The following is a 26,263-nucleotide window of genomic DNA, read 5'->3' as shown; positions in this document are numbered from 1 at the left end:
TCACTAATGAGACCTTTGCATAAATACAAATAATCATCAAAAATTGAATTTTGCTAATCATCCATATTTATGCAAAGGTCTCAATGTTAAAAAATACTAGCACCTTATAAATATAACTCTATTTTTTTAAATTTAAAGCCTTGCAATTCTCTAAATTTTAATCTACAATAAGGCACTATGACCCAAGTGCAACAAAAAAAATTCATCGCTGTTACCATCGTTATCATCCTAGTAGGTTTGATTTTCTCTCTCAATATAGACAATCCAATCCAATCCAATGCCACCTCGATATTTAACACTTCTAATACCAAAACAACACCAAGCAACACACAATTAAACACACAATCCAGCACTTCAAAAACAACACTTAACAACAAACAAAATAACAACCCCTTTGACCCAAGCCAAGCCAATGCCACCAACACCACCAACCCACACTCCCCCCCCCAGGTTTTCCCAAGCCCTTTCCTCCATTGGACCCAGAAAAACTCAAAGAAACCGATGATTTAATTGCCACAGGCGATGCCATCGTTGCAAAAATGGATGCCCTAATTGCCACACTTGATTTACCCAAAATCAAACTAAGCAAAGCCGAGCAAGCCCAATTAGACACCCAGCGTCAAGCCCAACAAGCCAAACTGGATGAAATTAAAGCCCAATTAGAAGCACTACAAGGAGATTTACCGTGACTGATTTATTCAAACAATCTATTAATTTAACCCTACCAATTTTACTGGTTTTATTATTAGGCACCCCTACTCAAGCAACCGCAAACATTGACACCACCGCACTAGTTGGCAGCACCGCAGGCAGTTTCAGCGTCAACCAAGGCACAGCAAACTACGCCATCCCCATTACCGTGCCACCAGGCATAGCTGGTATGAAGCCCGAACTTAGCATTAACTATAATTCCAATATGGGCAATGGACAATTAGGAGTAGGCTTTAGTCTAGGTGGCTTGTCTGCCATCCATCGTTGTGCCAAAACTATTGTCATTGATGGCGTAAAAGGCGGTGTTAACTATGACGATCACGACAAATACTGTCTAAACGGACAACGCCTCATTGTCATCTCTGGGACAGATGGGCAACCAAGTAGCGAATATCGCACTAAAATAAACAGTTTCAGAAAAATTAAATACAATGGCAATTATTGGACTGTAAAAACCAAATCAGGGCAAACTTTTAAGTATGGCAATACCCAAAATTCCAAAATTGAAGCACAAGGTAAATCAATCGTCAGACTTTGGGCGGTAAATAAAATTATTGATGCTACTGGCAATGCTATTAACTATATTTACAATGAAAACAATGCGAATGGCGAATATACACTTAGTAGTATTGATTATGCCGACAGTTCGATTGGCTTTACTTACGAGGGTAGAAACGATGTTTCTACCTCTTATCAAGCAGGCAGTAAACTGCGACAGACTAAACGCTTAAGCAATATCACTGCCTATGTAAATAACAATATTGTCAGAACTTATGATTTAGAGTATCAATACCATGGCATACCTAAGAGAAGTCAATTGTCTTCAATTGAAGAATGTGTTGATAATCAATGCTTGCCAAAAACTAATTTTTCATGGAAAACAAGCGATGCAAGCTGGTTACCAACGCTTAATTACATACCTGAAAAGGCCATTGTTAATGGCGATGGTAAAGATCAAGGGGTTAGGTTAAGAGATGTTAACGGCGATGGCTTGGTGGATTTTATCTATAGTAAGGGCAACAATAGAAAAACATATATCAATACTGGTAGTAACTGGGTAGTAAATAACAATTATCAATTAAGCGAACCTATCATTGATGATGACAAAGATCAAGGTGTTAGATTTTTAGATGTTAACGGTGATGGCTTGCTGGATTATGTTAGAGGCGACAATAGTTATAAGAAAGTTTATTTAAACACAGGCAGTGGCTGGCAATTGAGCGCTAGTTTTGTACTGCCACAGCCTATTGTTAGTGATTATAGCTTTCTTTATAGAGATTGTTACACTGTACTAACGATAGGGAGTGAGAAGTGGAGGGAATGTAACGATCACAATCAAACAGCACACAATAAACCATCAGGTATGCATTTTGCAGAACTCAATGGCGATGGTTTGATTGATATTGTATATGGTAAAGACAATCATAAAAAGGCTTATCTAAATAATGGAACCAATTGGATAGAAAATAATAATTTAGCCATTCCAATTAATATAACCAAAACGATTAAAGGAAATATATATGACATGGATCACTCTGGCTATGAACAGATGAGTGTAAGAATAGTTGATATAAATAACGATGGTTTGAGTGATATTATTAAAGCACACGATAACACCAGAACAACTTATATTAACCAAGGTAACAGTTGGCAATCATCTAGTAACTATGCCTTGCCAAAACCAATTCAAACAAGTGTTTATAGTTATAGTTCGCCCGTTGTTCTATTAGATATTAACGGCGATGGTCTAGTTGATATGTTATATGGAAAAGATAATGATAGATCGGTTTACTTAAATACGGGCAAGGGTTGGTCAACAGCACACAACTTTACCCTCCCTGGGGCAATTTTAACTAGCGACAGTAAAGACACTGGCATCCGTTTTGTAGATGTTAATAGCGATGGTTTGGTTGATGTTTTAAATGGCTTTAACACAAACAGAAAAGTCTATATTAATAAAGGCAACAAATGGGTTAGAAACTACAATTATCAAATCCCTGTGCAAATTGTCAATTCAGACCATGAAGATGTTGGCACGCGCTTTGTTGATTTAAATAGCGATGGCTTAATAGATGTACTTAGAAGTCAAAATAACAGGGGTACCTATAGGCGTACCTGTATTAATCGAGGCACACAAATGAAACTTACCTCCATTACTGATGGCTTTGGTATTCAAACCACTATTAATTACAAGTCTTTAACTGATTCATCTGTTTATACCAAGAGCATTAAAGGCTCTTACCCCAACATTGTTACCAAGAATGCCCGCCAAGTTGTCTCTTCCGTGGTCACTGATAATGCCATAGGTGGGCAAAACACCACCACTTATAAATACGGTAACGCCAAGGTAAACATTAAAGGCAGAGGCAGTTTAGGCTTCGGTTGGATCGAGAAAAAAGACTTACAATCCAACAAACTCACTCGCACTCAATACAATCAAACTTATCCTCATGTCGGTCAAATCGCTTTCAGCAAGGAATACATTGAACAAAACGGCAGTCGTCAATTGTTAAACAGTCAAACCAATATCTATCGAAACAAAATAAGCCATAGCAACAGAATACACACCTCTTACCTAACTCAAAGCCAAGAAAAATCCTACGACTTCAACTCAGGCAACCTACTAACAACCATTACCACCCAACAATCCAATATTGACAATTACGGCAATATCGGCACCGTCAAAGTCACCACCAAAAGCAAAAACGACACTTTTTTCACTTCTATCAAAACCACCCGAAACACTTATAACAATAACACCACCAAGTGGCACCTAGGCAGACTAACCGCCGCCACAGTAACCCACCATGCCCCCGATACCACCAACATAATACGCACCTCTCACTTCACTTACAACAACAAAGGCCTACTCAAATCAGAAACCATTGAACCCAACACCACCAAAGCACTAACCACCACCTACAAATACGATAGTTTTGGCAACAAAATCAAAGCCACCACCAGTGCCAACGGCATCACCAGCAGAAGCACCACCACCAAATACAGCACCAACGGCAAATTCCCCATCAAAACCACCAACGCCCTAGGACACTCCGAAACCAAAACCTTTGACAACAAAACTGGCAACATCCTAACCCTCACAGGCCCCAACGGCTTAACCACCACTTGGCAATACGACGCCTTAGGCAGGAAAAAACTAGAAACCCGAGCCGATGCCACTACCACTAGCACCCATTACCAATGGGCAGAAGACGACTCACCCAACAGCCTATACAAAGTTATCACTACAACCAACGGATCCAGCCCCAAAACCACCTATTTTGACGCCTTCAACCGCAAAGTCAGAGAACAACACACCGGCTTTGACGGCCGTAAAATCAACAGCGACACTTACTACGATAATCTAGGCAGAGTAAATCGTGCCACCTTGCCCTACTTTACAGACGAACAAGGCTACTTTATCGCCACCCAATATGACGCTATCGGCAGACTCACCAGCATCACCAAACCCGCCGACTACGGCAAAACCGCCACCGATTCCACCACTTACAACGGCTTCACCACCATCAGCACCAACGCCCTAGGCCACCAAAAAACCACCACCAAAAACGCCATTGGCAAAATCATCCGCATAGACGAACCCGAAAGCGCTTGGCTCATCCACACACACGACGCCATCGGCAACCTCATTCAAACCAATGCTGGCGGTGTCACCACCACCATGACCTACGACAACCGTGGCAACAAAATCTCAATGAACGACCCCGACATGGGCAACTGGACTTACACCTACAATGCCCTAGGCGAACTCATCAGCCAAACCGATGCCAAAAAACAAACCAGCACCATGACCTACGACAAACTCGGCAGAATGACCCAAAGAGTCGAAGGCGAAGGCACCACCAATTGGATCTACGACACCCAAACCAAAGGCATCGGCAAACTTACCTCTGTTACCGCCCCCTTAGGCTACAAAAAAGAATACCATTACGACAACCTAGGCAGAGTCAGCAAAACCACCACGCGCGCCAACAACCAAAGTTTCAACATTCGCAACCAATACGACCAGTATTCTCGCCTCAGCATCCAAACCCGTCCACAAGGCTTCAAAGTAGAAAATGTCTACAACCAATACGGCTACCTAATCGCAAAGCGTGCCCCTAAATCACAGGTTAATGACTATGACTGGACACATTTAACGCAATTAACACAACAAAGTTTAACCAATGCAACAGAAGCATCAACCAGAGCCAATGAATCCGAGGAAAGAGCTAACCTTTACCTCTCTCGTGCCAATACCTATAGACAATATGCAAATTCTGCCAACAATACATCAGCACAATTTACAAAAAAAGCACAAGCGCTTAGAAACAATGCTGATTTACTTGAAGAAGTAGCCAGCCAATTACAAAAAAAGGCAAAGTCATACACCGATTCAAGCAAAGCTTATCTTATTGCAGTGAGACGCTTCCAACATTTATCCAATGTTAATGTAACAAACAACAAAGCCAGAAGTTATATTGATAGTAATACTAATAGCAAGATAGGGGATCGTAGTTTTTCTGACACGAACGGTAATATTAATGCCAAATCCAACACCAACGGTTACGCATGGTGCAACAATCAAGCCGCCTGTGTTTATTGGGCAAATTCGTCAAGGCAAAATGCTGCCCATTATGCAAATCAGGCAGAACAAACGCTAGAATTAGCACAAAAATATATCAATTCCTCAGGCACAGAAAGACAAACCTTTGTCAATCAGAAAGCAGATATTTATGATAAAAACGCTAATATTTGGGCCAGTTATACAGTGCAGTACACCAACCAATCACATAAATACTTAGAACGAGCCCAAAAGTTTATCAATCAAGCAAAATACTGGCGTAAATCAGTAGTCAATAAAAACCACTACCAAGCCATGCTCGCCGACACCAACAACATCTACTTCTGGCGCGCCAAAAGCAGAGACGCCGCAGGCCGCCTCACTGGCCACATCATCGGCAACGGCTTATCCACTGAACAAGAATACAACCCAGCCACAGGTCACTTATTCACCATCAAATCAGGCTTTAGCCCCACCAATGAAATCCGCAGCCTTGAATATGAATACGACCTAATGAACAATGTCACCCAACGCCAAAACCACCAAAGCGGACTCACAGAAGACTTCCAATACGACCAACTAGACAGACTAACCCAGTCCAACACCACAGGCACCATAGAAGGCGTCACCTATAACAACAGCACCAACTTCCAATACGACATCAACGGCAACATCACCCACAAATCCGACATCGGCAATTATTACTATAACGCCCAAAGACCTCACGCCACCACTTCAATTAGCGACGGTCCACGAATCGTCCCCTTGAGCTCCCCCTCGGACGAGGATACTGCCAGCACCGCAAACACATTAGCCGATTACATTTATGACGCCAACGGCAACATGACCCAAAACAACCACAAACTCATCCAATGGACCTCCTTCAACAAACCCAAACGCTTCACCAACAGCAACAGCAACGACACCACCGCCTTCGCCTACGCCCCCAACAGAAACCGATACCAAAAAACCCAAACCAAAGCCAACAGCAACACCACCATTACCACCACCTACATCGGCAAACTCTACGAACAAATTAAACAAAACACCAGCACCGAACACAAACACTTCATCTACGCCGACGGCCAACTCATCGCCATCAACATTAAAACCGACACCACAGCAAACTCACCCTCCATCCCCGACAAAACCCGCTACCTCCACTACGACAACCTCGGCTCCATCGACACCATCACCGATGGCCAAGGCAACATCGTTGAACGCATGGCATACACCGCCTTCGGACAAAGACGCCAAGGCGACTGGCGTGCCAACGACCCACTACTCCCCATCATCCCAACCCTAACCAACAGAGGCTTCACTGGACACGAGCACATTGATGAAATGGGCTTTATTCATATGAATGGACGGGTGTATGATCCGAGTATTGGGCGATTTTTGAGTGCTGATCCAAATATTCAAGCCCCTTATAACACTCAAAGTTATAATCGCTATTCTTATGTTTTGAACAACCCTTTGAAATATACCGATCCCAGTGGATTTTGGTTTATGTTGTTAGGAGATTTTGTAGGGAAGGTTGAAAACCTTATGATGAAGAACGCCACCCTTAGGGCTATTGGCATGGCAGCTGCAAGCATGTTTGGAGGGCCAGCAGGAGCCGCCGCTTTCTCCGCTAGAATGGCATACCTCTCAGGTGCTAGTGATGGAGACATACTTAAAGCAGCAATAGTTTCGTTTGCCTCAGCCAGTGCTGCGGAGTATATTGGACATGGGGGCGTAGATGGTGGATCGATAGTAGAAGGTGCGACTAATAAGGCAATAGCCCACGGTTTAGCTCAAGGGGCAATTAGCCAAATATCAGGTGGAAGTTTTCAAGATGGGTTTACTGGTGGTTTTATAGGTTCAGTAGCAGGTTCAAGTATGGGTGAAGGCGGAGATTGGTCAGATATTGCGGGGCGAACAGCCATTGCTGCTACTGCAGGTGGGGCTGTAGCAGTATTAGGTGGGGGTAAGTTTTCGAATGGGGCGAGGAGTGCGGCGTTTGTGCATTTGTTTAATGATGAACATTTAGCAGAAAAGTGGTTATGCTTAGGTGGTTGTCATGGCGTTGATCATGGTGATGTTAATTTTATGCCAGAAGCAGAGCAGCAAGCATTGGCCAAAGATGTTGCGTTGGGTTTGGCTACTCTGCCAGTTGGCGGCGGAGTATCTGTTCTTTCTAGGGCAGGTTATGCTTTGAAAGTTTGGCGTTATAAAAAAGTAGGAGGAGTTGGTATAAATGTATTAAAAAATGGTAGAAGGCAATTTGGCGTAGATATTCATAAAATTAATTATAAAAGTGTAGATAAAATTAAATTACATTACCATAGAAGGCCAGGAATTAAAAAACATAGGCCATATGAAGGAGGCTGGTAATATGTTTGGCTTTTTAACTACTAAAAAAGTAGATTTGAAAACGGAAAAAAAATTTCAAAAACTACTTCCAGTAAAGATTATTGACCCAGAGGATAGTCAAGATATTACATTAGTTAAAGATATCAATACTTTAATTATGTATTTTGAGGAATTGCATAATGAAATTAAATTAAATGAAATGAATTTCTTTGATAAAGAAAATAATAAAATTGTTTTTAAAGATGGATTTATGATCAATAACTTTTCCTTTAATGTAGAAAAAAGATAATGTAAGGTAAAAATATAGGGGCAAAGGGGCGTTACCCTTTTTATGATAAAATACCCAAATTCCAAGACAAGTTAGAAGCATATTTGCCAATATTCCACACATAACCCAAAGAGATAATCACAATTGCGATGTATTTTTCTGCGAGGTATTGTAATTTCTTTTTTGTAAATTCAACATAAACATTTTTTTTGCTTGCAAAAATATGTGCAATAGAAAGCAGAAGTGGCACTACAGGCTTTGATCCATTTAGATATGAGGCTAGAGGATACCCATTAAAAGTTGACGGCGAGAGCGTAAATTAAACTGTGTAAATCCTTAAAACCCTTCCATTTAAAAATTCAATAGAGTAGAATGTTACCCCATGCAAACCTAAGTTAATATACACCGCAACATTCAAAGAACTCATATGTCAAGAACCTACCTCAGAGGTACCCATGATAATACCAACACCCTGACCTCAAACACAACCAACGACGATAGTAGCATTGGGCGCAACTCAAAAGCCACTTTCACTGCCAACACAAGCAACACTTACTACATCTCAGCAGGCGCTTACAGCAACGATACCACCACTTTCACCTGCACCCCCAACAGAAGCCGATACCAAAAAACCCAAACCAAAGCCAACAGCACCACCACCATTACCACCACCTACATCGGCAAACTCTACGAACAAATCAAACAAAACACCCACACCGAACACAAACACTTCATCTACGCCGACGGCCAACTCATCGCCATCAACATTAAAACCAACACCACAGCAAACACACCCTCCATCCCCGACAAAACCCGCTATCTCCACTACGACAACCTCGGCTCCATCGACACCATCACCAACGGCCAAGGCAACATCGTCGAACGCATGGCATACACCGCCTTCGGACAAAGACGCCAAGACGACTGGCGTGCCAACGACCCACTACTCCCCATCATCCCAACCCTAACCAACAGAGGCTTCACTGGACACGAGCACATTGATGAAATGGGATTTATTCATATGAATGGACGGGTGTATGATCCGAGTATTGGGCGATTTTTGAGTGCTGATCCAAATATTCAAGCCCCTTATAACACTCAAAGTTATAATCGCTATTCTTATGTTTTGAACAACCCTTTGAAATATACCGATCCCAGTGGATTTTGGTTTATGTTGTTAGGAGATTTTGTAAGTAAACTTGAAAATCTTATGGTACGCAACCGCACCCTTAGAGTTATTGGCATGGTAGCCGCATTTGCAGTTGGAGGGCCAGCAGCAGTCGCTGCACTCTCTGCCAGATTAACACACCTCGCAGGTGGCAGTGAGGGTGATGTAATTAAAGCAGGAATAACTGCGGGATTAGCCTCACTTGCTTCGGTTTATGCCTCAGAATATGTTGCAGGAATAAGTGGTGGCGCTAGCCAAGTAATGGTCGGAGGTCTTTCTGGAGGGGCAATCAGTCTAATATCAGGTGGAAACTTTCAAGACGGGTTTATTGGCGGACTTATAGGTACAATAGCAGGTGGATACATGGGTCAAGGTAGTGCTGGATGGGCAGGACGCACAGCCATTGCCGCTGCAGCAGGTGGGGTTGTAGCAGAGTTAGGTGGGGGTAAATTTGCTAATGGGGCGCTTAGTGCGGCTTTTGTGCATTTGTTTCGTGAGTCGATAAGACCTGCACAGAGGTTGAAGGTTAGGTTTTCTGGGGGAGATGATGAAATTGACGGTATGTATAGTAATGGAGAAGAGGCATACAATGCTGGGGCTGAAGATCCTAACGCCTCTATGAAAGTGCGTGACCAACTTTTAATGTATGCTCAAACCCCAGTGGGTGCTAAAGTAATGTCTCAAAGGGGGACTTTAACAATATACCCAGACAATGGTGACGATCCTAGCGCATCCATTGGAAGGATGTCAATAAATTACAATGGCAGAAATCCTATTGCTCTTGCTCATGAAATGGGCCACACAATTTTTGGAGGTGGGTATGTTGATTATCGAGGTCAAGGGGGTTGCTCAAGTTGCCCTGTTGGCAATGTTCAAGTCCATGAAAATCCATTTAGACGAGCAATAGGAAAAAGGCTTAGAAAGTGGTACCCTAATCCTAATGGTCAGAATTTTAATGTAGATGGGATTTGGGAGGGACACTGGTAATGATATACAATATTATTTTTTGTTTGTTTTTGTTTGTTAGTCTAAGTGCTTATACAGAAGAACAGGTGACAATGAAAGGTCTAGTATGTCATGATACAGTCCCTTGGACAAAATCTGAAAAAACAAAATTTAAAGGAAAGTTGCTCGCTGACAATATAACAAAGTTTTTCTTTTTATCTTCTCAGGCATATATTAAAAAAAATGATTTCTGTGCTTATAAAAGTGCAGATAATTTTTTTAGAGTAGGATTTAAAGAAAAAAAGCATTCATCAGGTAGTGTTATTTTTGTACCTACTGGCAAAGCAATAACACCTAAATACAAAAAAACATTATGGATTGAGCATGGTATTTATGTTTTTAGCCCTTATGCAGTTTATGAGCTCAAAGAACTTCTAAGGTTAAAATATAGAAATATATCAAGCCCTCGCTTTTCTCTTTCAATGAAACATAAAGGTTATTTTCAAAACTTAGATTACATATCGTTTATCATTGTTACTTACGATAATAAAGAGAAGTATTTGTTCGCTATGAAGGTTAGACCAAAATAAATATTAAAATTGAATATAATTAAAGTAATAAAGGGGGCGCTACCCCTTTTTATAATAAAATACTCAAATGCCAAGACAAGCCAAAAGCGTATTTGCCAGCATTCCACACCACATAACCCAAAGAGGTAATCGCAATTGTAATGTATTTTTCTGCGGGGCACTGTAATTTTTTTCTGTAAACTCAACATAAACATTTTTTTTGCTTGCAAAAATATGCACAATAAAAAACAAAAAAATCTTGAATTTACATCAATAAGTATAAAACTCAAAACCCCTTCATTTAAAAATTCAACAAGGTAGAATGTTACCCCATGCAAACCCAAGTTAATATACACCGCAACATTCAAAGGACTCATATGTCAAGCGCCTACCTCAAAGGCACCCATGGCAACACCGATACCCTAATCTCAAACACAACCAACGATGATGGCGGCATTGGAAGCAACTCAAAAGTCACCTTCACTGCCAACACAAGCAACACTTACTACATCTCAGCAAGCGCTTACAGCAACAACACAGGCACCTACACCCTAACAGCAACAGCAACCGGCAGCAACGCCAACATCACCCCAAACCCATCAGACAATTACCTCTACGACGCCAACGGCAACATGACCCAAAACAACAAAAAACTCATCCAATGGACCTCCTTCAACAAACCCAAACGCTTCACCAACAGCAACGACACCACCGCCTTCGCCTACGCCCCCAACAGAAACCGATACCAAAAAACCCAAACCAAAGCCAACAGCAACTCCACCATTACCACCACCTACATCGGCAAACTCTACGAACAAATCAAACAAAACACCCACACCGAACACAAACACTTCATCTATGCCGACGGCCAACTCATCGCCATCAACATTAAAACCAACACCACAGCAAACACACCCTCCATCCCCGACAAAACCCGCTACCTTCACTACGACAACCTCGGCTCCATCGGCTCCATCGACACCATCACCAACGGCCAAGGCAACATCGTTGAACGCATGGCATACACTGCCTTCGGACAAAGACGCCAAGGCGACTGGCGTGCCAGCGACCCACTACTCCCTATCATCCCAACCCTAACCAACAGAGGCTTCACTGGACACGAGCACATTGATGAAATGGGCTTTATTCATATGAATGGACGGGTGTATGATCCGAGTATTGGGCGATTTTTGAGTGCCGATCCGAATATTCAAGTGCCTTATAACACGCAAAGTTATAATCGCTATTCTTATGTTTTGAACAACCCTTTGAAGTATACCGATCCTAGTGGTTTTTTTCTTCGGAAAATGTTTGGGCTATCAGACAAAATCTCTAAGAGGTTTTCACCCATAGGATACGCAATACAAAGATCTATTGAAAAGGCCATGATGAAGAACTCCACCCTTAGAGCCATTGGCATGATAGCTGCAAGCGCGTTTGGAGGGCCAGCAGGAGCCGCCGCTTTCTCTGCTAGAATGGCATACCTCTCAGGTGGTAATGACGGTGACATATTTAAAGCAGCAGCAGTTTCGTTTGCCTCAGCCAGTGCTGCAGGGTATATTGGACATGGGGGTGTAGATGGTGCACCGATAGTAGAAGGTGCGATTAATAAGGCAATAGCTCATGGGTTAGCTCAAGGGGCAATTAGCCAAATATCAGGTGGAAACTTTCAAGATGGGTTTGTTGGTGGTTTTATAGGTTCAGTAGCGGGTTCAAGTATGGGTGAAGGCGGAGATTGGTCAGATATTGCGGGACGAACAGCCATTGCTGCTACTGCAGGTGGGATTACCGCAGAGTTGGGCGGGGGTAAGTTTTCGAATGGGGCGAGGAGTGCGGCGTTTGTGCATTTGTTTAATCATGAGGGTGGAAATATTAGTAAGGCTTTAACGCCTGATTCTATTGTTGTTCCAGGGTTTGAAGGGAAAATTGGGGTTTTAACTGTCAATCTTAATCCTGCAACATTAGAGATTAATATGCAAAACCCTTATAATTCTAATTCAGTTTTATCCTCCAAGTATTCTGGAACTATATTTGGCTTTGGCGTTAGCAGGACAAGATATTCTTACGATTTAGGAAAGACATGGTCAACGCCAATTTATGGTTTTGCTTCAGACTGGGGTGTAAATAACAATGGCAGTTTTGTATATAAAACTGGTATTGGATTTAGGAGAGGAAATCTAGATTGGCAATATGATTTTGATGTACCTGTGGGAAATATGATTTTCGGAAGACCGGTATATTAGATATGAATAAATTTAAATTGTATTTCGGATATCATGTTTTTTTTAATTGGTTTTTTGTATTTATTGTATTTTTTTTACAATTTGAGCATTTTATTTCTCCGCTTATTTTTCAATTTTTGCTCATATATATATATATATATATATATATATATATGGATACTGCAAATTGTGTTGTTTTTTTGGATGACATGGCATTTAATTAAAAATAAAAATCTAAAATATAAACCCCTCTGGTTTTTATTTTTTTGTGTAATGTTTATTGGTGTTATTTTTTATTTTTGGTTTATCTATAGAGTGAAATACAAAGATACTAAGATCTTGGAGTAAAAGGGCTCAACCGTTTCTGAATCAAGTTGAGGTTATTGCATGTCTGAAAATAAGTGGATGCCACCCTTTTTAAGGAAATAGTAAAATAATTGGTAGACCTAAAAAAGTGGCAGTGCCCCCTTTTTTCACTTAAAGTATAAAGCCCCAACAATTTCAAATAACAATTTAATTTGCCTTATTTCAAACCCGTTAAACTAAACAAAAAAAATCAGAGTAAAAAAAATGAGTAAAAAATGAACTAAATACACCTCTGCATTCAAGACTAAACTCGTGCTTGAACTATTGCAAAACGAATAAACCTTAGTATAGATTGCCAGCAAGCATAACATCTTTCCTCAGAACCTACAAAATTGGAAGAAAATCTTTCTTGCTAACACAGGAATTGCCATGAAAGCCGCTAAAGCCGTTAAAGCCGTTAAAAGATACAAAGAAGAACTTGTCAAAACACAACAACAGAATGAACGCCTAACTCCCTAGTAGACAAAGTAACAGTAAAGAAGGAGTGCTTAGCAAAAAAAAAGCTAAAAATCTTGGGCTCATCTAATCTCGGAAATAAGGGGCGCTACCCTAATGCCAAGACAAGTTAGAAGCGTATTTGCCAACATTCCACATATACCCCAAAGAAGTAATCGCAATTGTAATGTATTTTTCTGTAAACCCAACATAAACATTTTTTTTGCTTGCAAAAATATGTACAGTAAAAAACAAAAAAATCTTGGATTTACATCAATAAGAGACCTTTACATAAATGCGGATGATTGGCACAATTCAATTTTTGCCAAATTGGTGGTTTTATTAAACCTTGTCCTGGTAGAGTTAAGGCTAAGTTTAAAAAATTGCCAAGTTGATAAAAAGCGGATTTTTGATGATTATTCATATTTATACAAAGGTCTCAACAAGTGTAAAACTCAAAACCCCACCATTTAAAAATCCAATAGAGTAGAATATTATTCCATGCAAACCCAAGTTAATATACGCCGTAACATTCAAAAGACTCATATGTCAAGCACCTACCTCAAAGGCACCAATGGTAACATTGACACCCTAATCTCAAACGCAACCAACGACGATAGTGGCATTGAGCACAACCCAAAAGTCACCTTCACTACCAACACAAGCAACACTTACTACATCTCAGCAGGCGCTTACAGCAACAACACAGGCACCTACACCCTAACAGCAACAGTAACCGGCAGCAACGCCAACATCACCCCAAACCCATCAGACAATTACCTCTACGACGCCAACGGCAACATGACCCAAAACAACCGCAAACTCATCCAATGGACCTCCTTCAACAAACCCAAACGCTTCACCAACAGCAACAGCAACGACACCACCACCTTCGCCTACGCCCCCAACAGAAACCGATACCAAAAAACCCAAACCAAAGCCAACAGCACCACCACCATTACCACCACCTACATCAGCAAACTCTACGAACAAATCAAACAAAACACCAATGCCGAACACAAGCACTTCATCTACGCCGACGGCCAAGGCAACATCGTCGAACGCATGGCATACACTGCCTTCGGACAAAGACGCCAAGGCGACTGGCGTGCCAGCGACCCACTACTCCCCATCATCCCAACCCTAACCAACAGAGGCTTCACTGGCCACGAACACATTGATGAAATGGGCTTTATTCATATGAATGGACGGGTGTATAATTCGAGTATTGGGCGATTTTTGAGTGCCGATCCGAATATTCAAGCGCCTTATAATACGCAAAGTTATAATCGTTATTCTTATGTTTTGAACAATCCTTTGAAGTACACCGATCCTAGTGGTTTTTTTCTTCGAAAAATGTTTGAACTATCAGACAAAATCTCTAAGAGGTTTTCGCCCATAGGATACGCAATACAAAGATCTATTGAAAAGGCCATGATGAAGAACTCCACCCTTAGAGCCATTGGCATGATAGCTGCAAGCGCGTTTGGAGGGCCAGCAGGAGCCGCCGCTTTCTCTGCTAGAATGGCATACCTCTCAGGTGGTAATGACGGTGACATATTTAGAGCAGCAGCAGTTTCGTTTGCCTCAGCCAGTGCTGCAGGGTATATTGGACATGGGGGTGTAGATGGTGCACCGATAGTAGAAGGTGCGATTAATAAGGCAATAGCTCATGGGTTAGCTCAAGGGGCAATTAGCCAAATATCAGGTGGAAACTTTCAAGATGGGTTTGTTGGTGGTTTTATAGGTTCAGTAGCGGGCTCAAGTATGGGTGAAGGCGGAGATTGGTCAGATATTGCGGGACGAACAGCTATTGCTGCTACTGCAGGTGGGATTACCGCAGAGTTGGGTGGGGGTAAGTTTTCGAATGGGGCGAGGAGTGCGGCGTTTGTACATTTGTTTAATAGCGAATTGAGTACTATCTCTTTATTGACAGCTGGGAGCCTAGAATCCAATAGAGTAGAAAGGTTAAGTCTTAATGAATTTAAAGATGAATTTTCATCTCTCGGTTACGAGCAAGGTTTTGATTTTGAATCAGACAGGTTACACTTGGAAAACGATGTGCGTGTAAAAATACTTAGTGGATCTATTAAGGAAATATCAGGTAATTCATATGCTAAATCTTTAACTGCAGATATGACTGGTGGAATATTTTCCAAAGTTAGTATATTTCTTGGAATATCAAATATCTTTAATATCTTGAGTGCCCCTAATTTTAGAGATTATCAGTTTCATTATAGTTACCCTAATGGCTCTTGTCAGTTAGATAATTACTCTATCAAGCAATAATTATGCTTAAAAAAATATTAAAAATATTTGTTATCTTGATTGTTATGTTTTCACTCTTAATCAGTATGGTTAGTATTTATATTTTAGTAAAAAAAGAAAGAAGTATCCTTTATGCGCAATGTTTAACGGATGAATATCCATACGGAATAAATTGCCAATTTAGAAATGTTGAGCATTTAGGTTGTATCTGGAGGGTGCCACATTATATGAAATATAAAAAAAATAAGGAGAGATTCTGGTTTACTATAAGTTCCTCTTTACATATTGGTTCTTCCATTAGTTTTTATAACGATAAATACCAACCAATTAAAGCTCCCAGTGATAAAGAAAGAGTGTCAAATGATTTAAAAATAAAAACATATGTTTCTCACAATCCTTCCAGATCAATTTTATTTACAGAAATAACAAGAGACAACTATAAGGGTGCCGTGAGATTTTTTAATATAGCTTATATCGATCTTTTTTTGAATAATTGTATAAATGGATCGGAGAAATAAAAGGGGTGACACCCTTTTTCGTAAAGGGAAAATATAAAACCCCAGCAATTTCAGACAACAATTTAATTTTCCTTATTTCAAACCCGCTAAACTAAACAAAAAAAATCGGAGTAAGAAAAATGAGTAAAAACAAACTAAATATACCCCTACATTCAAGACTAAATTCGTGCTTGAACTATTGCAAAACGAACAAGCCTTAGTACAGATTGCTAGCAAGCATAACATCCTTCCTCAGAATTTACAAAATTGGAGGAAAACCTTTCTTGCTAACGCAGGAATTGCCATGAAACCCTTTAAACCCGTTAAAGGATACAAAGAAGAACTTGTCAAAGCACAACAACAGAATGAACGCCTAACTCCCTAGTAGACAAAGTAACAGTAAAGAAGGAGTGCTTAGCAAAAAAAGCTAAAAATCTTGGGCTCATCTAATCTCGGAAATAAGGGGCGCCACCCTTTTTATGATAGAATACCCAAATGAAGACCCCTGCATTAAACTAAAAAACCCAACAAAAAATCACAAATCAACTCTCAAAATCTTATGCAAACATTAGTATTTATGATGAAATACTATAATTATCAGCCACTTACAAAAAAATGCGAGTTAAAACCACCCAAGAACAAACCTTTGCTGATAGTTTTATCAACATACCAAACTCCCAACTAGACATCATTAACAAAGTTATCGATTGGGAAGTTATAGCCAAATCTGTCTCATATTAAAGTTGACTATTCTGCTGTTAGTCTGTTTAAGGCGCTATTAATAGGCACATGGCATAATCTCTCTGATGAGAAGTTGGCTGATAGTCTTAGTAGAGATTTAGTCTTTATTAACTTTTGCAACTTTAGCCTAAGTGGCAGCAAACCTGATGCTACAACCATTGGCAGATTTAGAACTAAACTAATCAAACAAAATCTATTTGATAGACTTTTGAGTAGTATCAATCTTATGCTTGAGAACAATCAACTCAAACTCTCTAATGTGCAACCTTAATTCAAAGCGCTAGACGCACTAAGAAGATTATTACAACACACAAAACTGGTGAGGTTTATAAGATTGATAGTAACTCAATTCAATATTCAGAAAGATGCAAGATGGACATTTAAGGCGGGAAAATACACTTATGGATATTCATCAGTAGTAACAACTAATGCCAATGGATTAATTAACAAAGCCACTACACATCCTGCTAATGATAGTGAAATGACTCATTTTGAAGAAAATGTTAAACAGGTAGGCAATCAAAAAGGCGTAAGCGTTTTATACGACAAAGGGGCAGCCTCTCAAGCTAATAGTGAAGCACTTAAAGCACAGAAGTTAAGAGATGGTATTATGCGCAAAAAACCCAAAGGCAAGCAAATGAGTCATTGGCATAAATTACGCAATAAAGCAATCAGCAAAAGAAGGTTTGGTACGCTCAAACGCACTTATGGTTTGGCAAGAAGTTGTTATATTGGTTTAGAGAAAGTTGCCAGCGAAGTTTAATCTTAAAGCTATTGCATATAATCTAGTTAGAGCGGCGAATGTTTATATTAACAAGGGATTAAATACAACCTAAGGATTATTGTGTCTTTTTTGTGGAAACAGTACAAAAAAGAGTAAAAAATGAGCGATTTATAGTTGATATTGATGATTTTTTAATGAAAGCTGGATTTTATATGTTTTTTGACTTTGAAAAGTCAAAAATTGAGGGTTTTGGGTTTTGATGGTTGGCTTTAGGATACTATGCAGGGGTCTTTTTCTGTAAATTTAATACAAATGCTTTTTATTTTTTTGCTTGCAAAAAAAACCGAACGATGAAAAACAAAAAAAAACTTTAAATTCATATTAGTAAGCGTAAAACTCAAAACCCCTCCATTTAAAAATTCAACAAGGTAAAATATTACCTCATGCAAACTCAAATTAACATACGCCACAACATCCAAAAGATTTATACATCAAACACCTGCCCCAAAGGCATCCATGGCAACACTAGCACTCTAATCTTAGGTGTCACCAACGACGATAGCGACATTGGTCACAACTCAAAAATCACCTTCACTACTAACACAAGCAACACTCACTATATTTCAGTAGACGCTTACAATAACAACTACACTCTAATAGCAACAATAATCGGTAACAATACCAACATCACCCTAAACCCATCAGACAATTACCTCTACGACGCCAACGGCAACATGACCCAAAACAACAACAAACTCATCCAATGGACCTCCTTCAACAAACCCAAACGCTTCACCAGCAGCAACGACACCACCGCCTTCGCCTACGCTCCCAACAGAAACCGATACCAAAAAACCCAGACCAAAGCCAACAGCAACACCACCATTACCACCACCTACATCGGCAAACTCTACGAACAAATCAAACAAAACACCCACACCGAACACAAGCACTTCATCTACGCCGACGGCCAACTCATCGCCATCAACATTAAAACCGACACCACAGCAAACTCACCCTCCATCCCCGACAAAACCCGCTACCTCCACTACGACAACCTCGGCTCCATCGACACCATCACCGACGGCCAAGGCAACATCGTTGAACGCATGGCATACACCGCCTTCGGACAAAGACGCCAAGGTGACTGGCGTGCCAACGACCCACTACTCCCCATCATCCCAACCCTAACCAACAGAGGCTTCACTGGACACGAGCACATTGATGAGATGGGCTTTATTCATATGAATGGACGGGTGTATGATCCACAGATAGGACGCTTCCTTGGTGCCGATCCAACCATTCAACATCCTTATAGCACGCAAGACTATAACAGATATTCTTATACCACTAATAATCCATTGAAATATGTAGATATGAATGGTTTTGGTTGGTTTAGCGAAGCTCGGAGAAATATAGCCAATTCTAAAAAATACGGTAGGCAGATTACCTCTATTGGTGTTCTATTTATATTTCCAGGAGTAAATATTTATGCAGCAGGTTTTTTATCAAGCATGATTGATAGTAAAGGTGACTTAAAACAAGGGGGGCTAAGTGCATTTACAGCAGGATTCAATGCTGGTGTATTGCATCCAATGAAAGCAGGCTTTGGCAAACTTATTGCTCATGGATTAACTGGCGGTATATGCAGTCGATTATCTGGTGGTAGTTTTAAAAGTGGGTTTTTAGAATTAGCTACAGGTTATGGCGCAAGTTGGTCAGGTGCCTATGAAGCAGCAGGCGTTAGTAGTCAGGCTGTCACTTGGGGGCAAAGAGCGCAAAATGTTGTTGCTTCTTATGTGGTTGGTGGGGTTGCTGCTGAGTTAGGTGATGGCAAGTTTAAAAATGGTGGAATGAGTGTGGCGTTTAGTAGGATGTTTAACGATCTTACAGATGATTTTACGCAAAGTTTTAGTAATATTGACGATCAAGTTAAAAATTTTATAGCAAAAGGTGCGGATGGTGCTGAATTTACCAAAAAAGATCAGGCAAGAGTCAATAATATTATGAAGGCCATTACAGTGATTCCAGTAGTTAGAGGAACCCTACCTTTGGCAAATACTACTAAAGGTGTTTATTATAGGAGTACACCTCACATTCCAAAGGTTGTAGATTTTATTGGAGGAAAGTATATACCACCAAGTCAACCCTCTAATTGGCCAGGAATCATAGGAACTGGAAGTTCTATAATTCCAAGATTTTCACCTGAAAATTTAGAGTATGAATTTTGGAAATAATGTATAAAATATTATTTATAGTTATGCTGTTTTTTGGAGGTGTGTTTACTTTATTTTCCGAATACATAGTATTACCTTATAGCGGTGTAATTATCAGAGATAAATTTTTTATAGTTTCTTTAGGGATATTTTTTATATTATCCTCAATATATTTAATGACTATAATAAAACACGAGAGGTCTTTGTGTAAGCCAACTAAAAAAAACCGCTGAATATAAACCGTCATTCCCTTTAAAAGCTATTTTTTATAAAGATGATGGAGGAATAGAGGACGCTTGGATTTTAAATGACATTAAAGATATATCTTGCAATATAGAAGAATATGACTCAAATATTAGTGATGATTCGTTAAAAAATTTTGATGCAAAAAATCAGGGAGTTCATTTAGAAATAGATATTCATCATGAGATTAAAGTTTTAAAATTAAAATAAAAACAAAAAAATGAGGGGCTACATGTCTATTTATGACGGAAAATAATGGGGCACTACTTTTCTTAAGGAAATAGTAAAATAATTGGTAGACCTAAAAAAGTGACAGCACTCTTTTTTTCTTAAGGGTTGCCTTAAGTGAAACAGCACAAGACTGGCAAATATACATGAGCAAAAAAAGTTTCTAAGAATTAAACATTATTACACAACCTTATCTATAACTTTATAATTGGGTAAATTATGTAAATACGCCAATTTATCAAAAAAAAATTAGATAAAATTAGGAGTGGCGTTAACAGACAAGCACCCCTTGGTAATAAGAACTGGACTGTAAAAATAACAAATAAACACGATTTATCCTCAACTTTAAATTCAAGAAAAAGACCGAAAGATAAAAAAATATGATAAAAACAGCCTATCCGCATTACTTTCCGCAGGCCACCTCACTGCCTACATCATCGGGCTTATCCACTGAACAAGAATACAACCCAGCCACAGGTCACTTGTTCACCATCAAATCAGGCTTTAGCCCCACCAATAAAATCCGCAGTCTTGAATACGAATACGATCTAATGAACAATGTCACCCAACGCCAAAACCACCAAAGCGGACTCACAGAAGACTTCCAATACAATATCAACGGCAACATCACCCACAAATCCGACATCGGCAATTATTGCTATAACACCCAAAAACCCCACGCCATTGCCTCAATTAACAACAATCCATCCCCAACCTCTTCCCCATCAACCGATGACTATAACGCCAACACCACAACCACAGGCATGCTCACTATTAACAGCAGTATTACTGGCGACATCGAAACAAAAAATGACAAAGATTGGTTTAAAATAACCCTAACAGCAGGCCAACAAGTAACCTTTGACCTAGAAGGCAAACCAACTCAATCTGGCACCTTATCAGACCCCTACCTCAGAGGCATCTATGACAACACCGGTACTCTAATCCTAGGTACAACCAACGACGATAGTGGCATTGGACTCAACTCAAAAGTCACCTTCACTGCCAACACAAGCAACACTTACTACATCTCAGCAGGCACTTACAGTAACAACACAGGCACCTACACCCTAACAGCAACAGTAACCGGCAGCAACGCCAACATCACCCTAAACCCATCAGACAATTACCTCTACGACGCCAACGGCAACATGACCCAAAACAACAACAAACTCATCCAATGGACTCCCTTCAACAAACCCAAACGCTTCACCAACAGCAACACCACCATTGCCACCACCTACATCGGTAAACTCTACGAACAAATCAAACAAAACACCAGCGCCAAACACAAACACTTCATCTACGCCGACGGCCAACTCATCGCCATCAACATCAAAACCACAGCAAACACACCCTCCATCCCCGACAAAACCCGCTACCTCCACTACGACAACCTCGGCTCCATCGACACCATCACCGATGGCCAAGGCAACATCGTTGAACGCATGGCATACACCGCCTTCGGACAAAGACGCCAAGGCGACTGGCGTGCCAACGACCCACTACTCCCCATCATCCCAACCCTAACCAACAGAGGCTTCACTGGACACGAACACATTGATGAAATGGGATTTATTCATATGAATGGACGGGTGTATGATCCGAGTATTGGGCGATTTTTGAGTGCTGATCCAAATATTCAAGCCCCTTATAACACCCAAAGTTATAATCGTTATTCTTATGTTTTGAACAACCCTTTGAAGTATACCGATCCCAGTGGATTTTGGTTTGAGTGGTTAGAAGATTTTGCAGGGAAGGCTGAAAACCTTATGATGAAGAACGCCACCCTTAGGGCTATTGGCATGGCAGCTGCAAGCATGTTTGGAGGGCCAGCAGGAGCCGCCGCTTTCTCCGCTAGAATGGCATACCCCTCAGGTGCTAGTGATGGAGACATACTTAAAGCAGCAATAGTTTCGTTTGCCTCAGCCAGTGCTGCAGGGTATATTGGACATGGGGGTGTAGATGGTGCACCGATAGTAGAAGGTGCGATTAATAAGGCAATAGCTCATGGGTTAGCTCAAGGGGCAATTAGCCAAATATCAGGTGGAAACTTTCAAGATGGGTTTGTTGGTGGTTTTATAGGTTCAGTAGCGGGTTCAAGTATGGGTGAAGGCGGAGATTGGTCAGATATTGCGGGACGAACAGCTATTGCTGCTACTGCAGGTGGGATTACCGCAGAGTTGGGTGGGGGTAAGTTTTCGAATGGGGCGAGGAGTGCGGCGTTTGTGCATTTGTTTAATGGCGAAGGTATGAGTTTAGCAAAAACTGCAGGGGGTGAAATTAGGAGAATCTTTGGACTTAGTGAAGGCGCTTATAATAATGAATTTTCTCAATATGGTTATACTGGCGGCACTGACAAAGATAATGTTTTTCTTAGTAAGCTTAGCTTAAAAACTGATTTAACAAAAATAGTGAGTAATGGAATAAATAAACAATTTAAGCCAACTTATTATGATATTGCATCGGATCCTGTTTCAATGATGGGAAATAAACTAGGAATATTTGGTTCAATTTTAAATGCTGTTGGTCTCTATAACACACTTAATACAAATACAAAGTATATAATACATTATAAATGTTCGAGAATAGATTGTCATGTTTCTGGATATGGTAAAAAATGAGAAAAGTATTGAAGTTGATATTTGTTTTGATTGTAGTATTATCTCTATTAATGAGCTCTATTATTTCGTTGTTCTTGTTGTCAAATAAGAATAGTAAGGCTATTCAAAATTTAGGTTGTTTTATTGCAAACGAGAGATATATTCCAGGGTTATGTAATTTTGAGAAAATTCAATATTTAGGGTGTACTTGGAAAGTCCCTAGTTATTTTACAAAAATAAGTACCCCCAGTTATTTTTCAGCAGATGAAGATACAATATATATCCATGAATCTAATTTAGGTTACTACAGCATCTCTTTTCAAAAAATTACCCCACCTATTTTTCGTAAAAAACCTAAATCTAAAAATAAGCTTTTCAAGGAAAAGCAAAAGATAGGTGACTTTACACGAGAAATTCAATTTTCTATTGAAAATAAAGAGAAATTTTTTACTGAACTTAAAAGTGTAGTTATTACTCGTAATGGATATAATGAGAAAGTTATTTTTTACAATATATACGATGCCCCTTATCTTACAGAATGTTTAAACAAGGTAAATAAGGGGCGCTACCTTTTTTAAGGGAATAGTGAAATAATTGGCAGACCTAAAAAAAAGCGGCAGCACTTTTTTAAAGAACTGCTTTAAGTGAAACAGCACAAGACTGGCAAATATACATTAGCAAAAAAAGTTTCTAAGAATCAAACATTATTACACAACCTTATCTATAACTTTATAATTGGGTAAATTATGTAAATACGCCAATTTATCAAAAAAAATTAGATAAAATTAGGAGTGGCGTTAACAGACAAGCACCCCTTGGTAATAAGAACTGGACTGTAAAAATAACAAATAAACACGATTTATCCTCAACTTTAAATTCAAGAAAAAGACCGAAAGATAAAAAAATATGATAAAAATAGCCTATCCGCATTACTTTCCGCAGGCCACCTCACTGACTACATCATTGGGCTTATCCACTGAACAAGAATACAACCCAGCCACAAGTCACTTATTCACCATCAAATCAGGCTTTAGCCCCGCCAAGGAAATCCGCAGTCTTGAATACGAATACGACCTAATGAACAATATCACCCAACGCCAAAACCACCAAAGCGGACTCACAGAAGACTTCCAATACAATATCAACGGCAACATCACCCACAAATCCGACATCGGCAATTATTGCTATAACACCCAAAAACCCCACGCCATTGCCTCAATTAACAACAATCCATCCTCAACCTCTTCCCCATCAACCGATGACTATAACGCCAACACCACAACCACAGGCATGCTCACTATTAACAGCAGTATTACTGGCGACATCGAAACAAAAAATGACAAAGATTGGTTTAAAATAACCCTAACAGCAGGCCAACAAGTAACCTTTGACCTAGAAGGCAAACCAACTCAATCTGGCACCTTATCAGACCCCTACCTCAGAGGCATCTATGACAACACCGGCACTCTAATCTTAGGTACAACCAACGACGATAGTGGTATTGGACTCAACTCAAAAGTCACCTTCACTGCCAACACAAGCAACACTTACTACATCTCAGCAGGTGCTTACAGCAACAACACAGGCACCTACACCCTAACAGCAACAGTAACCGGCAGCAACGCCAACATCACCCTAAACCCATCAGACAATTACCTCTACGACGCCAACGGCAACATGACCCAAAACAACAGCAACACCGCCATTGCCACCACCTACATCGGTAAACTCTACGAACAAATCAAACAAAACACCAGCACCGAACACAAACACTTCATCTACGCCGACGGCCAACTCATCGCCATCAACATCAAAACCAACACCACAGCAAACACACCCTCCATCCCCGACAAAACCCGCTACCTCCACTACGACAACCTCGGCTCCATCGACACCATCACCGACGGCCAAGGCAACATCGTTGAACGCATGGCATACACCGCCTTCGGACAAAGACGCCAAGGTGACTGGCGTGCCAGCGACCCACTACTCCCCATCATCCCAACCCTAACCAACAGAGGCTTCACTGGACACGAGCACATTGATGAAATGGGATTTATTCATATGAATGGACGGGTGTATGATCCGAGTATTGGGCGATTTTTGAGCGCTGATCCAAATATTCAAGCGCCTTATAACACCCAAAGTTATAATCGCTATTCTTATGTTTTGAACAACCCTTTGAAGTACACCGATCCTAGTGGTTTTTTTCTTCGGAAAATGTTTGAGTTGTCAGACAAAATCTCTAAGAGGTTTTCGCCCATAGGATACGCAATACAAAGATCTATTGAAAAGGCCATGATGAAGAACGCCACCCTTAGAGCCATTGGCATGATGGCTGCAAGCGCGTTTGGAGGGCCGGCAGGAGTCGCCGCTTTCTCTGCTAGAATGGCATACCTCTCAGGTGCTAGTGATGGAGACATACTTAAAGCAGCAATAGTTTCGTTTGCCTCAGCCAGTGCTGCGGAGTATATTGGACATGGGGATGCAGATGGTGGATCAATAGTAGAAGGGGCGACCAATAAGGCAATAGCCCACGGTTTAGCTCAAGGGGCAATTAGCCAAATATCAGGTGGAAGTTTCCAAGATGGGTTTATCAGTGGTTTTATAGGTTCAATAGCAGGTTCAAGTATGGGTAAAGGCGGAGATTGGTCAGATATTGCGGGACGAACAGCTATTGCTGCTACTGCAGGTGGGATTACCGCAGAGTTGGGTGGGGGTAAGTTTTCGAATGGAGCGAGGAGTGCGGCGTTTGTGCATTTGTTTAATGCGGAGGGTGGGAGTATCTCTAAAAAGTGGAAACAAAAAAAAACTATATTTGATAATAGTAGCCACGGTTTTATTGGTGGCAGATTCTTAAAAATAGAAAGCAGAAGTGGTACCGCAGGTTTTGATTCATTTAGATATGAGGTTAGAGGATATCCATTAAAAGTTGATGGCTCCCTAGGTTCTGTTATTGCACCAATAGATTGGGGCTATTACACATCTAGTGGTGATTTTGGCATGGGTAGCACTAGAGTGATAGACTCAGGTCCGTATAATAAATATGGGACTTATTGGAAAGTGAGCATTCCATTGCAACCTTCTACTCATAATAATAGTTATGGGCATCATATTAATATTTATCACAGCGATTAATT

Annotated in this window: 18 protein-coding genes and 1 pseudogene; 18 read left to right on the top strand and 1 reads right to left on the bottom strand. The window is 40.4% G+C overall.

Annotation, left to right across the window (positions count from 1 at the left end; all coding sequences use genetic code 11):
- The first annotated feature begins 177 nt into the window (after positions 1-177).
- The 7 genes from MS2017_RS04220 (at position 178) to MS2017_RS04185 (ending at position 12,823) form a co-directional block, all read left to right on the top strand.
- On the top strand, positions 178-510 hold the full coding sequence (locus tag MS2017_RS04220) for a hypothetical protein (protein ID WP_122951369.1): 333 nt from the start codon (positions 178-180) through the stop codon (positions 508-510).
- Positions 474-689: a hypothetical protein gene (locus MS2017_RS04215; protein ID WP_122951368.1), complete on the top strand. Its 216-nt coding sequence runs from the start codon at positions 474-476 to the stop codon at positions 687-689. The genes MS2017_RS04220 and MS2017_RS04215 overlap by 37 nt, the downstream gene beginning before the upstream one ends.
- Positions 686-7,651, top strand: coding sequence for an FG-GAP-like repeat-containing protein (locus tag MS2017_RS04210; protein ID WP_122951367.1), 6,966 nt, complete (start codon positions 686-688; stop codon positions 7,649-7,651). Before MS2017_RS04215 ends, MS2017_RS04210 begins: the two co-directional genes overlap by 4 nt.
- A gap of 1 nt (position 7,652) precedes the next feature.
- The gene (locus MS2017_RS04205; protein WP_122951366.1) at positions 7,653-7,919 is read left to right on the top strand and encodes a hypothetical protein; all 267 of its coding nucleotides are present in this window, start codon (positions 7,653-7,655) and stop codon (positions 7,917-7,919) included.
- A 406-nt stretch (positions 7,920-8,325) separates the two neighbouring features.
- A complete protein-coding gene (locus tag MS2017_RS04195; RefSeq protein WP_122951364.1) occupies positions 8,326-10,053 on the top strand; it encodes an RHS repeat domain-containing protein in 1,728 nt (575 codons plus the stop codon).
- Positions 10,053-10,601, top strand: coding sequence for a hypothetical protein (locus MS2017_RS04190; protein ID WP_122951363.1), 549 nt, complete (start codon positions 10,053-10,055; stop codon positions 10,599-10,601). Before MS2017_RS04195 ends, MS2017_RS04190 begins: the two co-directional genes overlap by 1 nt.
- Positions 10,602-10,912: 311 nt before the next feature.
- Positions 10,913-12,823 (top strand): RHS repeat-associated core domain-containing protein, encoded by a 1,911-nt coding sequence (locus MS2017_RS04185; RefSeq protein ID WP_122951362.1) that lies wholly within the window; start codon positions 10,913-10,915, stop codon positions 12,821-12,823.
- Positions 12,824-13,871: 1,048 nt separating this feature from the next.
- Here MS2017_RS04185 and MS2017_RS11175 read toward each other — a convergent pair.
- Positions 13,872-14,027 carry a hypothetical protein gene (locus MS2017_RS11175; RefSeq protein ID WP_164707602.1) on the bottom strand — a complete coding sequence of 52 codons (156 nt, stop codon included), beginning with the start codon at positions 14,025-14,027 and terminating at the stop codon, positions 13,872-13,874.
- Positions 14,028-14,104: 77 nt separating this feature from the next.
- Between MS2017_RS11175 and MS2017_RS04170 the strand changes: the two genes are divergently transcribed.
- The 11 genes and pseudogenes from MS2017_RS04170 to MS2017_RS04130 all read left to right on the top strand — a co-directional run bounded on the left by MS2017_RS04170 (position 14,105) and on the right by MS2017_RS04130 (position 26,261).
- Positions 14,105-15,892 (top strand): RHS repeat-associated core domain-containing protein, encoded by a 1,788-nt coding sequence (locus MS2017_RS04170; protein ID WP_164707601.1) that lies wholly within the window; start codon positions 14,105-14,107, stop codon positions 15,890-15,892.
- A 2-nt stretch (positions 15,893-15,894) separates the two neighbouring features.
- Entirely contained in the window at positions 15,895-16,389 is a 495-nt protein-coding gene (locus MS2017_RS04165) for a hypothetical protein (protein ID WP_122951358.1), read from the top strand.
- Between the two features lie 142 nt (positions 16,390-16,531).
- Positions 16,532-16,753: pseudogene (locus tag MS2017_RS04160) on the top strand (transposase); the annotation flags it as partial.
- A gap of 230 nt (positions 16,754-16,983) precedes the next feature.
- Positions 16,984-17,109, top strand: coding sequence for a hypothetical protein (locus tag MS2017_RS11790; RefSeq protein WP_277424498.1), 126 nt, complete (start codon positions 16,984-16,986; stop codon positions 17,107-17,109).
- Positions 17,096-17,380 (top strand): transposase, encoded by a 285-nt coding sequence (locus MS2017_RS04155; protein ID WP_122951356.1) that lies wholly within the window; start codon positions 17,096-17,098, stop codon positions 17,378-17,380. Before MS2017_RS11790 ends, MS2017_RS04155 begins: the two co-directional genes overlap by 14 nt.
- Before the next feature lie 63 nt (positions 17,381-17,443).
- Complete coding sequence (locus MS2017_RS04150) at positions 17,444-17,872, top strand: transposase (protein WP_164707600.1); 429 nt, start codon at positions 17,444-17,446, stop codon at positions 17,870-17,872.
- A 92-nt stretch (positions 17,873-17,964) separates the two neighbouring features.
- A complete protein-coding gene (locus MS2017_RS11785; RefSeq protein ID WP_277424497.1) occupies positions 17,965-18,093 on the top strand; it encodes a hypothetical protein in 129 nt (42 codons plus the stop codon).
- A 183-nt stretch (positions 18,094-18,276) separates the two neighbouring features.
- On the top strand, positions 18,277-20,070 hold the full coding sequence (locus tag MS2017_RS04145; protein WP_122951354.1) for an RHS repeat domain-containing protein: 1,794 nt from the start codon (positions 18,277-18,279) through the stop codon (positions 20,068-20,070).
- 830 nt (positions 20,071-20,900) lie between these two features.
- On the top strand, positions 20,901-23,144 hold the full coding sequence (locus MS2017_RS04140; protein ID WP_122951353.1) for an RHS repeat-associated core domain-containing protein: 2,244 nt from the start codon (positions 20,901-20,903) through the stop codon (positions 23,142-23,144).
- A 50-nt stretch (positions 23,145-23,194) separates the two neighbouring features.
- Positions 23,195-23,701, top strand: coding sequence for a hypothetical protein (locus MS2017_RS04135; RefSeq protein ID WP_164707599.1), 507 nt, complete (start codon positions 23,195-23,197; stop codon positions 23,699-23,701).
- A gap of 328 nt (positions 23,702-24,029) precedes the next feature.
- Positions 24,030-26,261: an RHS repeat-associated core domain-containing protein gene (locus tag MS2017_RS04130; protein WP_122951351.1), complete on the top strand. Its 2,232-nt coding sequence runs from the start codon at positions 24,030-24,032 to the stop codon at positions 26,259-26,261.
- Positions 26,262-26,263 lie beyond the last annotated feature (2 nt).

Origin of the sequence: Bathymodiolus thermophilus thioautotrophic gill symbiont, assembly GCF_003711265.1 — a bacterium.
Lineage (GTDB): Bacteria > Pseudomonadota > Gammaproteobacteria > PS1 > Pseudothioglobaceae > Thiodubiliella.
The sequence above is the reverse complement of the archived record's forward strand: the minus strand, read 5'-3'. Positions and strand labels throughout refer to the sequence as shown.